The organism is Meridianimarinicoccus aquatilis (assembly GCF_004358675.1).
Lineage (GTDB): Bacteria > Pseudomonadota > Alphaproteobacteria > Rhodobacterales > Rhodobacteraceae > Meridianimarinicoccus > Meridianimarinicoccus aquatilis.
Map to the genome: position 1 here is coordinate 1 of NZ_SMZO01000024.1, position 14,676 is coordinate 14,676.

Below are 14,676 nucleotides of genomic sequence, written 5' to 3' on the forward strand. Positions count from 1 at the left end.
GCGCTGCCTGCGCCATTGCGCTGCCGCGCGCCGCGGACAGGGACATAAGATCGCCCCGGCTTATCGCGCCAGCAGCATAAAGCGCGACAAGTTCCCCATAACTATGTCCGGCGGTCATGTCGGGTCGCACGCCGATCCGGCCAAGGAAATCCACCATGCCCGCGCAAATCCCACCCAAAGCAATTTGCGCGTTCTGGGGTTCAGTCAAAAGCGCCGCCTGCGCGGTTTTCGTTTCCGCATCGAATGCCGAAGGCGGATAGATTATGCGCCCCAGACGCGCCCCGGTCGCCTGCCTTGCCGCAGTGTCGGCCGCCGCAAGGCTTGTACGCATTTCCGGCAGATAGACGGCAGCCTCGCGGCACATTTGAACCCGTTGACTGCCCTGCCCCGGCAACAGGAACGCGATTGGCGGCGCGGCCGACGCGGCACCAAGCCAGATTGTATCGCCCAGCTTTACCTCGGGGTTTTGAAAATGGTCGAGCAGACACTGCACCTGCTGCGCCAAATCCCCACGGCTTTCCGCGATGATGGCTGATCGAAGCTGCCCATTCGGGTCACACTCTGCCGCAGCTGCGGACGCAATGCTTTCAAGTGACGGGCCGCCCTGTTCTTGAACCGCAAGCGCAAGAACAAGCGACCATTTGCGTTCAAGATCCTGTTGGGATCGGGCCGTCAGCGCGACAAAATGGGCCGGCCAGCGATCTGCGCCCGGTGCCTGAACGCCAAAGGCGGGATGCTCTTCCAGCACGGCATGGGCATTGGTCCCGCCAAAGCCAAATGCACTGATCCCAGCGCGCCGGGGCCGATCAGACGCCAGCCAAGGTGTTGGCCCATCGGTCACGTAAAGCGGAAAGTCACTTTGGCCAAGCGCGCCGACAGGGTGTTCGATACCGGGCTGAGGGGGCAAGGTCCGGTGATGAATGGACAGTGCAACTTTGGCGAGGCCGACTGCGCCTGCTGCGGTTTTGGTGTGGCCGATCAAAGCCTTGACCGACCCCAACGCGCAACTTTCACCTTCGACACCTGCCTCTGCCATGAGCGTTGCAACAGAGTCGAGCTCAGCGGCGTCGCCAACCGGTGTCCCGGTGCCGTGCGCCTCGTAATAGTCAATGTCTGCCATTGTGCCGCCCAAGGCACGGTAGGCACGCCGCAAGGCCCGTTTCTGGCCCAGTGGGCGGGGCGCAGTCATGCCCATACCGCGCCCATCGCTAGACGAGGCAACGGCCTTGATCGTTGCGTAAATCCTGTCCCCGTCCCGCTCGGCATCCTCGCGCCGCTTTAGGATGAATGCGGCGACACCTTCAGACAGAACCGTGCCATCGGCGGACTGATCAAAAGCGCTTAGCCGACCGCGACGGGACAGGGCCGTGACCGAAGAGAACGCGGTATAATGGTATGGCGTTTGTGTTGTATCAACGCCGGCCAGAACCACCAGATTACTTCGCCCCGAAGTCAGTTCATCGGTCGCGAGCGCAAGCGCCGTGATACTGGATGCGCAAGCGGAATCGATCGTGTAATTCGCGCCGCCCAAATCAAAGCGATTTGCGATACGCCCGGCTACGACACTGGTGAGCACACCGGGAAAGGTCTCTTCGGTCCAGCTTGGGGTGCGCGATCTGATTTCCCGAACGGCATCAGCGTCTGTCAACAAGGGCGCAAGGGCACGCGTGGTCAGCGCATTGCCAAGAAAACCGCCCGCATCCTCGCCGCCGATAATGACAGAGCTGTTTTCCCGGTCAAATTCCCGATCCGCATACCCTGCATCAGCAAAGGCACGGCGCACGGTTTCAAGTGTCAATAACTGGCCCGGGGCAATGTGAGGCACAGATTTCGGCGGAATGCCGAACCGAAGCGGGTCAAACAGCATGCCATCCATGAACCCGCCAAAATGGCTGGTCACCGCGTCATCTTCCGTTGCGTCGCTGTGATAAATCCGATGGTCCCAGCGGTCCTTTGGTATTTCGGAAATCGAGTTGCGTTTGTCGAGGATGTTGCGCCAGAACCCTTGTGCGTCCGTCGCGCCCGGCACATGCACAGCCAACCCGATGATCGCCACGTCGCAAGCGGCCGCACGGGCGTTGATTGCTTCGTCTCCCGTCAAGGCCGGCTCGGCGTGACCCGCTATATCGCGAAGAATATCAACCGCGCCCTCGGACACATTTCGATGAAGTGCTTCGACGGTTTGGACCGATGTGATCAGGGATGCGGCCTCGCCGGCCATGAACATCCCGTCGGCCTGCTGTTCTTCTGGCGGAACACTTACCAGGTCCTCATTCGCGCGCTTGAGTCCCTTGCTGGCCAAACGCAAACGTCCAAGCAGTAAATCGTCAAGAGCCTCGCGCATGGGGTCTGCATCGGTGCCCGCCGACAAAAGTGCCCGGCGTTCGCTGTGAAACGTGTCAACGAAAGGCGTTTGAAGGCAGCGGTTTGCGTGGCCGCGCCCGCTTTCGATGGTGGCCGTGCCAGTTGCCTTGACCAGCGCCGACTGGAAATAAGGGCCAATTCCCCCCGATGCGCAGAGCTCTTCCGTCGACAGGTATGCGGTGCCCATCAAAACCCCGAGTTTAGCGCCAGCATTCAGCAGCGGCGCGGCGGCCGTTACCGCCATACCCGCGCTCAGCCCATCGTGAATACCCCCGGCCAGAAGAATCGACACTTCGCCAACCTTTGGATGACCTGCCAAAGTATTTGCGACGCTCTCCCACAAATTAAGCGAATGAAGCGGTCCCACATGCCCGCCGCATTCCCGCCCTTCCAGGATCAGGCGGCGCACACCGCCGTCGATAAGAAGCTTGGCAAGCTCTGCGGTCGGCGCATGCGCATAGGTGCGGATGCCCTCGGCCTCAAGGCGCTGGACTTGATCAGCACGTCCCCCCGCAAGAATTGCAAAGGGCGGTGCGGCACGCAGTACTTCATCAAGTTGCAACTTGAATTGCTCTGGAGGCAGGAACCCCAGCATTCCAACGCCCCAAGGGCGATCCGCCAACGAAGACTGCGCATTTTTCAAGAGCGTTGATATTTCTTCCGGGCGAAGGGCCGCCAGTGCCAGCATGGGAAGCGCCCCGGCTTCGGCCACCGCAGCCGCGAAGCTTGCCCCGTCACTAACCCGTGTCATCGGGCCCTGAACGATGGGCAACGCGCACCCATGCTCAACCGCAAGCGGCGCACCCGGACCAATGGCACCGGCCAAGACATCGGCCTGCGCACGGACAGCACCGGCAGCCCCCCGATAAGCGGCAATAACGGGCCCGATCCTCGAAAACTGATCACGCAGCTTCTTGGCCAGTCCGATCCCTTGGCCCATCGGGTGCAATCCGCCATGCTCTCGCGCCGCATCGACCTGCGCGATCCAGCGTTGGCGCGCCGTCTCGGCGTTTTGCGAAGAAGCTTCGATGTCAAGCGCTGCTGCTTCCAAGGCACGCGCGGCGGGTTGCGTGGGATGCAGAAACAACCGGAATGGGGCACCAAGCTGCGCCCCTAAAAGTACCGCTTCCGTTCCGTTGGCGGTTTCAATTGCGCGCGCCAACCGCGGGTTGGTCCCCAGTTCCGCAAGTAGCAAAAGCTCATCCGACAACATAACGCCGGCCGCGCCGGCCAAGGCGTAAGCGGCTGCTGAATCTGGGCCTGTGGCGGCACGAATGAACCACGGAACCGGGATCGGCGAACCCTTGGCCAACCGAGCCATCCTTTGTGCAAGGATCAACCCAGCGTCCGGTCCACACCATCCCCCAGCCTCTTCCCCGACGGCGATCAGTCCAACAACGCCCGGGGTGTGGGCGGCCTTTGCAAGCACATCTAAACTGCCGCTCTCCACCAGCACAGGTGTGTCTTTGTCAACGCTTGATATCGCGTCTAGATCAGACACGGTTTGGCAACGCAGGACCAGCCCAACGCCCGGTAAAGCCGCGACTATCGCGCCCCGTAATTCGTGCAGCCCGGCATCAATGGCAATCGACATGCGCGACCGCGCGTCGATGCTGTCTGCCAAGGCTACCGCCCTTGAGAGGCTGGGGATGCCGTCTGACGCGTCAAGAACAACGTGCCCCTGCGCCACGAGTGCTGCTGAAATGGGCGCCGTATGGCCCGTGGGCAATGCGACAAGGCACCGAAATTCAGGGCGCGCTTCGTCGATCATCGTTTGCAGATCAGGCAAAGTTTCAAGCCGCATGTTGAAGCCAACCTTCCTGCATTTCGGGAAATTCAACCTAAGGTTTGCCGGATTCGGTCCACTTATCAAGTTGTTTGTTTGCGCAAGAACATTTGCAGCGGGCAGCATTTTGGGCCAAAGTCCGCCCAGACAAACGCTTGGAAGTACCTTTTTTGCAGGTGTCTACCGATGAGTTGCAAAAGGCGAAGCCACAAATTTCTGCTCAAACACTGATGCTGTGACAAGTACAGACCAACCGCAGGTTCGTTGCGTGAAGCCGCAAAAACATCTTTAAAATAATGTGATACGGTCCCCAAAGCTTCCCATAGGGAAACTGCGTACTGCACATGCTACATCGGCAAAGTACACAGACCTAAAACAGACCAAACCGGCAAACCACAATCTCAGGTTTGCCAGCTTGAGCTAAAGACAACGGTCAGAAACGCGATCAGCGTTTCTGCTTATTATTTGATCTCATTCGGGTCAATCGACACCAAGGCGCCCTTGCCCTGCACGACCTTGCCAGCCAGCCGGCAAGCCCGGGCAATGCTGTGTGCTAAAGGCACGTCGCCCCTCAAACCGGCAAGGACACCGGCATTGAAACTATCACCCGCCGCAGTTGTGTCGACGACTTCTGACAATGTCGGCACTGGCACCGTGCCCCGGTTGCCATCGTGCAAATAACGCACCGGCTCGCCCCCGTTTTTGACAACAACTGTCGTCGCGCCGGCGGCTGCATACCGATCCGCCGTCGCATCAGGGTCGGCATCGTGAAACCAACTCGCTTCATCTTCGAAGGAGGGCAAGGCGATGTCGCTGACCGCCGCGCCTTGCATGATTGCGTCAGTCATTTGTTGCTCGCTCGCCCACAGCCGCGGCCGAAGGTTTGGGTCAAAAGCAATCGTCTTTCCCGCCGACCGCGCCTTGCGCAGAGCGGACAGGAAAGTGCCGCGCGCCTCTGGGTCAAGAATGGCCAGTGTGATGCCCGAGAAATAGACAAGATCTGCGTCATCCATCGCCTTGGAAAGAGCAACCGCGTCTTGCGCCAACAATCGCGCTGCCGCTTGGTTGCGCCAATAAGAGAAACTCCGCTCCCCGTTCTCAAGAGAAATCAGATACAGGCCAACCGTTCGGTCAGGCACTGAAATCACATGACGGTCGTCAATTCCGCCGTCCACAAATGCTTGGCGCATTTGCTGCGAAATCGCATCCGTTCCCACTGCGGTGAAGTACCCGACGTCGATATCAGGATCCAACTGCGCAAGGTACCAAGCCGTGTTAAATGTATCGCCCGCGAAACCCAACCGATAGTCGGACGGTTCCGAAGCCGGGGCGAGTTCGGCCATGCATTCGCCAATCGCAAGGACACGCATTTAAAGGTTCCTTGGACTAAAGAAAATCATCGCGGCGCGGTGTGAAGCAATCCACCAACGTGCCGGGTTCAAGACAGACGCACCCATGCGTCAGCCCGGACGCGCAGACAAAGCTGTCGCCCGGTCCGACTTCGCGTTCTTCATCACCAAGAGTGAACCGAAAACGCCCGCTTTCCACATAGGTCGACTGAACATGTGGGTGATTGTGCAACGCACCCACGGCCCCTTCCGCTGCAAAGCGGAAGGCAACCACCATCAGATCGGGATGGTCGGACAAGACTTGCCGCGTCACGTTTTCACCAGTCGAAACAATTGGAAAGTCGGACATTTCGGTTCCTTTTTGCAAGATCAGGAGAACAGCATGCCGCCATTGATGTCGATATTCGCCCCAGTAATGAAGGCGGAATCGTCACATGCAAGGAAAAGCACGAGATTGGCCGTGTCTTCCACAGTGCCCTGACGTTTCAAGGGTGCGGCGGCTTCGTATCCACGGCGGCCAGCATCGGGCGTATGGATGTTGTGGAAATCGGTGTCGATCATTCCGGGGCAAAGCGCGTTAACCCGAATCTCTGGGCCCAGCTCTTTTGCCAGACCACGTGTCATGGTCATAACAGCACCCTTGGACGTGGCATAAGCCACTGCCCCGCCGCCGCCGCCATCGCGTGCCGCTTGGCTGGCAAGGTTCACGATTGTTCCTTCCTTGAGATGCGCAAGGCATGCCTTGGTCATCCGGAACGTGCTGGTCAGATTCAGATCCATCACGGCCAGCCAATGCTCGATCGGCATCTCGGCGATCTTTTTGCGGGCAATCAGACCACCAGCATTGTTGACCAGAACGTCGATCCCACCAAAGTCAGCAACCGTCTTTGACACGAGCGCGTCAACATCTTCTTGCTTGGTCAAATCGCCTTGCAGGGCGAATGCACGACCGCCTTCAGCTGTAATCTTCTCAACAGCCTTGTCTGCACCTTCACTGCTTGAAAAATAGTTGATGGCAACGGCTGCGCCTTCGGCTGCCAGTTTCAGCGCGATGGCCAAACCGATATCCCGACCGCCACCGGTGACTACCGCGACTTTTCCCTGAAGTTTCATACTTTTTCCTTCGTTTTGACAGTTGTTGTCGGCTGGGTGCCAACGTCGAATGTTTTGGGGATGACGACTTTGAAGCTGCGTTCGTCCGCGTCCGTAAAGTAAAGGTCGCAATCATACCCTTGGTCATCAAGGAAGCTGAACACCCGGCGCGGGGCAGCCAACGGATAGGGGACCAAAAGCGTTGCAATACGGTGTCGAACCGATTTTGGAAAGGACGCCGTCAGGCACGTGCTGACTGGCAAGCCTTCGTACTCGGTTGGATCGACTTCGGGGAACCCTGTGTTCTGCGACAGTTTCGGCGCGCCGGCTTCGGACCAGAGGATTTTCCCATAAAAGCCCGCGCGTTCGCCGCTGTAGCGGAACGTGCTGTCACCCAAAGCCAGCGGTGCGTTTGCATGCAGCCGCCAGTCTATGCCAACAGGCGTATCCGCATCGATGCTGTCGACAATGACGAAGTACGAGCCTTGCACGAAATAGACGTCGCGCTGGACCAAAGTCACCTCTGGGGACAGGGTTTTGTACGCTTCCGTTGCGTCGCCTTGTATGAAAATGTGGTCGCCGCGATCCTCGGCAGTTTCAATTCTACCAGTTGAGCGCATTGCCTGAACCTTGTCGCGGCCGGCATATTGGCCTTTGCCATCAATCAAGATTGCATTCTTCGACAGGGTTTGCCGCCGCCATTTCTGGTGCATCGTCGAATTGAACGCAACGTAGTGACCGGAATTGATCGCTAGGTCTTCGCCAAAACCGGCAAGACAGAATGCGTTCTGATCCCCATGACTGTGACTGATCGATCCAAATGGCGATGATTTGAAGACGAACTGAATGTGGTTGTCTGGATCCGCCATCTCGTGTTGGACGCCGACCCACCCAATCCCCTTGAAATGGCGCATGCCGTTTTCTGGGGGCGTGGCTTCGATGCTCGGGCAATCGGTGTGATACACCAGATCGTCGAAATTAGTGTCCCACCAGCCCCAATTGTAAAATGCCATTTCCGTGCCAGGGTTGAGACGAGACAGTTCATCATAGTACCACTGGTACGCTCCGTTGCCGGTCACTCCGGCATATTGGCGCATGTTCAGCCCGGTCTTGATGCAAGGCAGGTCACCCATCGTGCTATCATCGCCAAAGGTCGCGCGGCGCGTATTCGGCGCTTTGCAATAAAGCGGGAAGTCCCCGGTATTCTTGAAGAATGGCCGCTGGTAAAGGTCGATGCCCGTATAGGACTTCAGCAAATTGGCGGCATCAATCAGATAGGCCATCCCCATCATCCAATAGTTGGTACCTTCGGCCCAACCGCCATCGCTGTCACCCCAAGGAGAATAGACGTTGAACAGAAACTCGATGCAGTAGTCGAGCCATTCGCGCGCCTCATCATCTTCGTCATCGCCCAGCAGAGCGATGCACGCAGGCACGAGCGTCAAGGATACGGATCGCACTGCGTGGCTGTCATATGGAAACAAATGGATGTGCGCATTTTTGATCGCATGTTCTGCGATATCGCGGGTGCGCTCTAACAGGGCGGCGCGCACCATGGCCCGCTCTTCGTCAGACATATGTTCGTATAACCAGTCGTAGCCCCAGGCCAGCGCCGAGGTCACACGGTACGCCCACTCATCGGTATACGACCGCGACGTCGTGCCAACCGGGTTCCACGCCGCTGCCGACAACAGCCATTCCTTCGCACGGTCGATCATTGCCGCGTCGCCGGTGATATGCCCGCCTATTGCAAGATGGCGAATGGCGTAGAGCAATTCCTGACAGTCGATATAGGTTTTGCGCCAAACCGACGCGACACGCTTGTGGTCAGGGTACCCAACAGGCTCGGGCAGAATATCACGGTCCATCCAAGGCAGAACGGACTTCTCGAAAAAGTTGGCCCATGTGCAATGGCTCGGGTCTGCCGCAATGTCTTTGCGAAACGACTCTATCCGGTCAGGGGTCATCCACAGGCGGGGGTGAGCTTTGTCGGCAGCGGCCCGGCGCGCCGCCCGCGACACAAGAGGCGTGTGTGGCAGATCATCCGCAAGCGTAAAGCTACGCGATTGGCTCCATTGTGTTGCGGCATCGCCCGTCTTGTCGTCGCACACAGCATAGGACCAGTGATAGGTACCGGGATCCAACACCATATCGGGCGTGAAGAAATTTAACGGAAGCTGGCTGAAAACATGGGTTCCGTTTGCGGGATAGGCGGGATCTTTTGAAACCCGCAGTACATATTTCGCCTCGTCCTCGATCACCGGCAGCCACGTAAACCTTGGCGGGTTTTCTACGACCTGCGTGGTTTCATCAGGCGCATACTGAATGGTCAGGCGGCCCGCCTTTGGTTCATCAAGAGAAAGCTGGGTCTTGGCGGGCATGTCGTGTCCTTGTGTATCTTCGGTTTACGGGTCGGTCGGTACAGTAAAATTCGGTGCGGCCGGAACGGTCCCGGCCACACCTTACGGCCGGGAGGATCAGCCGTATTGGCGCGCATAAGCTGTGTTGAGGATCTCAATCACCTCTTCATAGCCCATGTCGTTCAATGTCTCGATATACGCGTCCCAATCAGACACAACGTCGCCGGACCCAAGAACCCAAGCCTGCTGGCGTTCCAGCATGTAGGTTCGGATTGACGGCCAGTACCGGTCATAGACGGTTTGCTCTTCCTTATTCAGGGCAACGCCAAGGAATTGCTCAATGAGCAAATCTTCGGTGTCGTAAAGTTCAATCCCTTTGCGGGCCGCCTCCGACGTCCACTGCCATTCATAGCGGTAGTCCTGCCAATAACCGCGCTGGATCTGCGCCCCTTCCAGATACATCTGGCTGTTGATTGGCGAGTCGCTGTTCAGGACTTCGGGTTTGAAAATCGGCTCTCCGTCGATCATGTCCCACGTTTTGCCTTCGACACCGAAGTTAGACAGCAAACGCCCCTCTTCAGAGAACCAGAAGTCGAAATACTTGACCACGGTGACCGGGTCTTCGGCAGTATAGCTGATCGCCCACCCGTCTGGCTTGATCGGAATGCGGCGATGCTCTTCCATGCGAACGCCCCCTGCGGATTCCGGTGGCAAAAACGGAATGAAGTTGAACCCTTCAACCGCATCTGCAAGCGCAGAGTTATACCCCGACGTGGACGCAAACCAGTCGTGGGTCATGCCGCCCAGGTTCTCACCAAGCAGATAGTCGCGCGAGGACGACCCACGCGTGTAGATTTCCGGGTCAATCAGCCCTTCTGCATACCACTTTGCAACGTTGGACAGCGCGGTGCGATAGGCGTCTTGCGCATAGGGATGCACCAGCTTGCCTTCGTCATTGACGTAGAAATCATGATAGGTGTCCGACCCGGAAGAACGGGCATCCCACAGGGTCAAAAGGCGGTTTACCTCTTCCCATTGGCGGGCGAAATAGGGGATCTCATCTTTCACGCCATTGCCGTTGGGGTCTTGGTCGCGAAACGCAACAAGCACGTCGTAGAGTTCATCCACGTTCTGAGGCTGCTCCAGCCCAAGAACGTCGAGCCAATCCTGACGAATGAACCACGCGCGTCCATATTTGCCGTCGGGCAGATAGGGAATGTAGTAATAGTTGCCGTCGTAGGCAGAAATCGCCTCTTTCAGACCCGGATGGCTATCCCAGAATGCCTTGATGTTGGGGGCGTGCTCTTCGACAAGGTCATTCAGTGGAACAAACGCGCCCTGAGGGCCGTACTCATTCACCGGCTGTTTGATCAAGTGGCCGCCCACGATGTCAGGCATGTTGCCCTGCGCAATCAGCAGATTCATGGCCTCGAGCGAGTCCGTGGAGTTCTTGCCTGCTGTCGCGTCTTCCAGCGAAACGCCAGTCAGCTCACGCGCCTTCAGTTCAACCGGATAGGGCTCGCCGGTCTTGGGCACTTCGTAGCCCTGTGCGCGCGGCCAATGCATGTGGATGGTCAATTCGACAGGATCATCCACGATACGCAGGTGATCATCAGCAAAGGCCGGAGCCGTCAGAGCCGTCGTGCCAAGGATGGCAAGTGGAAGTACAAGTTTCCGCATGGTTTCCTCCCTAATGCGTTGTTCTCGATTATTCTTTGACCCCACCCAACAAGATGCCCTTGCTGAAATACTTCTGCAGGAACGGGTAGATAAGCAAGATCGGGATGATGGAGCAGACGATGATCGCCGCACTGACGGTTTCGAACGAATAGGCCGATGTCAGAAGCGTTGTGGCAAATTCTTCATCATCTGAAAGTTCGACGATTACGTGGCGCAGATAGACCTGAAGCGGGATCTTATCTTCATCCTGCAACAGCACCATCGCCCAGAAAAAGCCATTCCAGCGCGATACGATACAGAATAACGCCACGGTCGCGATCGCTGGTTTCGACAGCGGCATGTACACCTTCCAGAGGACCTGGAATTCGTTGGCCCCATCCATCCGCGCCGCCTCTTCGAATGACTGTGGGATCGCCTCAAAAAAGTTGCGCAGCAGGATGATATTGAAGCCGTTGACGGCGAAGCCGATGATAATGCCGAAATAGCTGTCGAGCAGGCCCAGATCGCGCATGTTCAGGAAGAAGGGGATCAGACCCGCGTTGAACCACATGGTGAACGCCACGGCGAGGTTCCAGAACCGGCGTCCATAAAGCTGCGGACGCGACAGGGCATAAGCACCGGGAATGATGAACGCGAGGCTCATCAGAACGCCGCCAATCGTGTAAATGAACGTATTGCGGTAGCTGATCCAGAACTGCGGCTCACTCAGCACTTGCTTATAGGCTTCAAGCGTAAAGCCAACTGGCGTCAGAATGACGTTACCGGCTCGCGCCTCGAACCCGGTGCTCATGGACAACGACGCGATGTAGATAAACGGGTACAACGTCGAGATCGTGAAAAGCCCAAGCAGCACCATGTTTACGATCACAAAGAGCTTGTCACCGCGGGAATAGAGATTCATGTTCGCCATTGTCTCGGTCCCCTCACCACAGTGATGTGCGCGAATAGCGCTTTGAAATGGTGTTCGCGGTCATGACCAGGACGAAGGCGACAACAGCGTTGAACAATCCCGCAGCGGCAGCAAAGTCATACTGCCCGCCTTGCAGGCCCTGACGATAGATGAACGTATTCACCACATCTGCCGTCTCATAGGTCGCGGGTTGGTACAGCAGGATGATCATCTCGAACGACACTTCGAGGATGTTCCCGATGCGAATGATCAGCATGATGATGATCGTTGGCATGATTGACGGGACCGTGATTTTCCACATCATCTGCCAGCGGGATGCCCCATCGACGACCGCACTTTCATACAGCGTAGGTGACACCCCGGCGATGGCCGCGAGATAGACAATCGACTGGAAGCCCGCCTCTTGCCAGATGCCTGTGCCGACAAAAATGGGCCTGAACCACTCGGGTTTTGTCAGGAAGTAAATCGAGTCGATCCCAAGCCATCCCAGGACAGTGTTCACAATCCCCGCCGAAGGGGAAAAGGCCGTGATAACGATGCCCGCGATGATCACCGACGAGATGAAGTGCGGCAGATACACAATTGTCTGGGCGCTTTTCTTGAAGGTCTGATTCAAAACTTCGTTGAACATCAACGCCAGCAGGATCGGCATCGGAAAGCCAAACAGAAGGCTATAAAAGCTTATGATGACTGTGTTTTTGACCGCTCTGAGGAACTGATCATTGTTGAAAAGCGTGTTGAAATGCTCAAGCCCGATCCACGGGCTGTCAGCAACACCGCGGAAGATGGAATAGTCTTTGAAGGCGATCTGAAGCCCGTACATCGGTTTGTACAAAAAGATGATGAGCCACAGGATGGTCGGAAGCAGCATCGCATACAGTTGCCATTCCCGCTTCAGGTGATCGCCGATGCGCACCAATGTGCTCCCACGGCGGCGGCGCTGCGCCTCGGCGGCATCGAACACAAGGTTCTCTGTCGTCGGGCCAGTGAAATCAGGATCCGTACTCATTGGCCGACGGCCTGGCCGGGCAATGAAACGCCTGTCTTTGCATCAAAGACACGGATCAAATGCGGCGCAATGGTAAACCCGGAAATCCCGTCAAGCACGTTCATCTGACCAACGGTTTCAGTGCGAATGACAAACGGGTCACCTTGCAAACTTGCATGGATCAACGCTTCGGATCCCAAGGTCTCAATCAGGTCCACCTCAACGCTTACGCGATGCGGTACGGTGTCATCTGCCACCGTCACAAACTCGGGACGAATTCCAAGAACCACATCCTGCCCAACGGAATTCTGCAAGGATGCCACTTGGTCGAGTTGGATCTTGTTATCGCCAAATTCAGCGACCGGCCCCAGATCACCGGCTACGATACGGGCGTTAACCATGTTCATCGGCGGCGACCCAAGGAAACCCGCTACGAAGGTGTTCACCGGGTTCAAGAACAATTCCATCGGCGACCCGATCTGCTCGATCCGGCCATCGTGCATGACCACTATTCGATCCGCGAGGGTCATCGCCTCGACCTGGTCATGCGTCACGTAGATCGAGGTTACACCCAGACGCTTGTGCAGCCGCTTGATTTCGGCGCGCATCTGCGTGCGCAGTTTTGCATCTAGGTTCGAAAGCGGCTCGTCGAACAAGAAAACTTTGGGGCGACGCACAATCGCCCGGCCCATGGCCACCCGCTGCCGCTGCCCGCCGGACAAATCAGCAGGCCTGCGCTCAAGATAGGGAGTAAGCCCAAGAATACCGCCAACTTCTTCCACAGAAGACGCGATGGTTTCTTTGCTTTCCTTGCGGATACGCAAGCCAAAGGCAATGTTATCAGCGACGTTCAAATGCGGGTAAAGAGCATAGTTCTGAAATACCATCGCAACGTCGCGGTCTTTTGGCGCCACGCGATTTACATGCCGCCCGTCGATCGTAAGGTCGCCGTCCGATATCTCTTCAAGACCGGCGATCATCCGTAGCGTCGTTGATTTTCCGCATCCAGACGGACCGACCAGAACGACGAATTCCTTTTCCTGCACCTCGAGGTCGATTCCGTGAACCACCTGAAGCGCGCCATAGGCTTTGACAATACCTTTAAGGCTGACGCCGGACATAGCTTCCCCCTCCAAATGCTTCGCTCCCCGCGAGGCACCAAAATCAAGCGACTGATTCGCCCTTTTCTCACTAACTGGTATACTAGTAATTTCACTGGAATACTAGTCTATAATCGTATAGTGTCCTAAGGGGTACGCAGTGCCCGTACGAACGATGGAAGTGCGTTAAACCGTGCAATCGCTTGCAAAGCCGTCCATGTTTTGCAAGGCCTAGAAAGCAAGAGAAGAAGGAGGTGACGTCATGGTTCAGCAAAATGCGCTTGGCGAGCGCCGGACAAGTGTCGATGCCGTCTTTGACTTTCTTTACGGTGAAATCCTGTCTCTGAACCTGCGGCCCGGCGACAAGATTTCCGAGGCCGAAATCGCCGCAAAGTTCGGTGTGTCACGTCAGCCCGTCCGCGATGCGTTCAGCCGCTTGGCCAATCTGGATCTCCTTCTGATCCGCCCTCAGCGGGCGACCGAAGTGAAACGGTTCTCGACCCGCGAGATCACAAAATCACGCTTTGTGCGCGCCGCCGTTGAGAAGGAAGTCCTGCTGCGCGCGGCCCTTAATTGCGACGCGCAGGGTGCAGCCAGCCTCGACGCTGCAATCGCTGCCCAAGAAAAATCCATTGAAGATCGAAATGTCGAAGGCTTTGGCGCCCTCGACTATGAGTTTCACAAGACCCTGTGCGCGATTGCAGAGGCTGAGTTTGCCTTTGACGTCATCACCACAGAGAAGTCGAAGGTGGACCGTTTGTGCATGCTCGGACTGTCAAAAGAAGATCGGATGCCCGAACTGGTGGCTGATCATCGGGCAATTGCCGACGCTATCAAAGCGCATGACGCAGAAACAGCTATCAAAGCCGGGATGCTGCATCTTTCCCGCCTCGACGCCACGATCGAACGAATTTCCGCGATAAACGCCAGCTATTTCGAACCCAGCGAAGACTAATCCTTTCCGGCACAACCACCCCAAGCCCTTCCCTCGCCCGCGCGAGACGAAGTCCTGTTATGCCGTAAAGCCACCTCTTACTCAGGCTTTTC

Annotated in this window: 10 protein-coding genes; 1 reads left to right on the plus strand and 9 read right to left on the minus strand. The window is 57.0% G+C overall.

All coding sequences use genetic code 11. From position 1 onward, the window contains the following. From E2L05_RS11515 to E2L05_RS11555, 9 genes are all read right to left on the minus strand, one after another. On the minus strand, positions 1-4,168 hold a 4,168-nt coding region (locus tag E2L05_RS11515), incomplete at its 3' end, for a type I polyketide synthase (RefSeq protein WP_165971744.1). 443 nt (positions 4,169-4,611) lie between these two features. Further along, a complete protein-coding gene (locus tag E2L05_RS11520; RefSeq protein WP_133343059.1) occupies positions 4,612-5,520 on the minus strand; it encodes a sugar kinase in 909 nt (302 codons plus the stop codon). Between the two features lie 16 nt (positions 5,521-5,536). Next, entirely contained in the window at positions 5,537-5,848 is a 312-nt protein-coding gene (locus tag E2L05_RS11525) for a cupin domain-containing protein (protein WP_133343060.1), read from the minus strand. Positions 5,849-5,868: 20 nt separating this feature from the next. Next, the gene (locus E2L05_RS11530) at positions 5,869-6,612 is read right to left on the minus strand and encodes an SDR family NAD(P)-dependent oxidoreductase (protein ID WP_133343061.1); all 744 of its coding nucleotides are present in this window, start codon (positions 6,610-6,612) and stop codon (positions 5,869-5,871) included. Continuing rightward, on the minus strand, positions 6,609-8,972 hold the full coding sequence (locus E2L05_RS11535) for a DUF4962 domain-containing protein (RefSeq protein ID WP_133343062.1): 2,364 nt from the start codon (positions 8,970-8,972) through the stop codon (positions 6,609-6,611). The genes E2L05_RS11530 and E2L05_RS11535 overlap by 4 nt, the downstream gene beginning before the upstream one ends. A gap of 96 nt (positions 8,973-9,068) precedes the next feature. After that, positions 9,069-10,631 (minus strand): extracellular solute-binding protein, encoded by a 1,563-nt coding sequence (locus tag E2L05_RS11540; protein ID WP_165971745.1) that lies wholly within the window; start codon positions 10,629-10,631, stop codon positions 9,069-9,071. A gap of 28 nt (positions 10,632-10,659) precedes the next feature. Next, positions 10,660-11,541 (minus strand): carbohydrate ABC transporter permease, encoded by an 882-nt coding sequence (locus tag E2L05_RS11545; protein WP_133343063.1) that lies wholly within the window; start codon positions 11,539-11,541, stop codon positions 10,660-10,662. 13 nt (positions 11,542-11,554) lie between these two features. After that, positions 11,555-12,550, minus strand: a complete 996-nt coding sequence (locus E2L05_RS11550) for an ABC transporter permease (RefSeq protein WP_133343064.1) — start codon at positions 12,548-12,550, stop codon at positions 11,555-11,557. Then, the gene (locus E2L05_RS11555; RefSeq protein WP_133343065.1) at positions 12,547-13,650 is read right to left on the minus strand and encodes an ABC transporter ATP-binding protein; all 1,104 of its coding nucleotides are present in this window, start codon (positions 13,648-13,650) and stop codon (positions 12,547-12,549) included. The genes E2L05_RS11550 and E2L05_RS11555 overlap by 4 nt, the downstream gene beginning before the upstream one ends. Positions 13,651-13,891: 241 nt before the next feature. On the opposite strand from E2L05_RS11555, the gene E2L05_RS11560 reads away from it, so the two are divergent. Next, positions 13,892-14,584: a GntR family transcriptional regulator gene (locus E2L05_RS11560; RefSeq protein ID WP_133343066.1), complete on the plus strand. Its 693-nt coding sequence runs from the start codon at positions 13,892-13,894 to the stop codon at positions 14,582-14,584. Positions 14,585-14,676: the final 92 nt, after the last annotated feature.

Excerpts from the sequence above, each read along its gene's own strand:
- E2L05_RS11550 (WP_133343064.1), bottom strand. The coding sequence starts at position 12,550 with ATGAGTACGGATCCTGATTTCACTGGCCCGACGACAGAGAACCTTGTG.
- E2L05_RS11560 (WP_133343066.1), top strand. The coding sequence starts at position 13,892 with ATGGTTCAGCAAAATGCGCTTGGCGAGCGCCGGACAAGTGTCGATGCC.
- E2L05_RS11555 (WP_133343065.1), bottom strand. The coding sequence starts at position 13,650 with ATGTCCGGCGTCAGCCTTAAAGGTATTGTCAAAGCCTATGGCGCGCTT.
- E2L05_RS11540 (WP_165971745.1), bottom strand. The coding sequence starts at position 10,631 with ATGCGGAAACTTGTACTTCCACTTGCCATCCTTGGCACGACGGCTCTG.
- E2L05_RS11520 (WP_133343059.1), bottom strand. The coding sequence starts at position 5,520 with ATGCGTGTCCTTGCGATTGGCGAATGCATGGCCGAACTCGCCCCGGCT.
- E2L05_RS11545 (WP_133343063.1), bottom strand. The coding sequence starts at position 11,541 with ATGGCGAACATGAATCTCTATTCCCGCGGTGACAAGCTCTTTGTGATC.
- E2L05_RS11535 (WP_133343062.1), bottom strand. The coding sequence starts at position 8,972 with ATGCCCGCCAAGACCCAGCTTTCTCTTGATGAACCAAAGGCGGGCCGC.
- E2L05_RS11530 (WP_133343061.1), bottom strand. The coding sequence starts at position 6,612 with ATGAAACTTCAGGGAAAAGTCGCGGTAGTCACCGGTGGCGGTCGGGAT.
- E2L05_RS11525 (WP_133343060.1), bottom strand. The coding sequence starts at position 5,848 with ATGTCCGACTTTCCAATTGTTTCGACTGGTGAAAACGTGACGCGGCAA.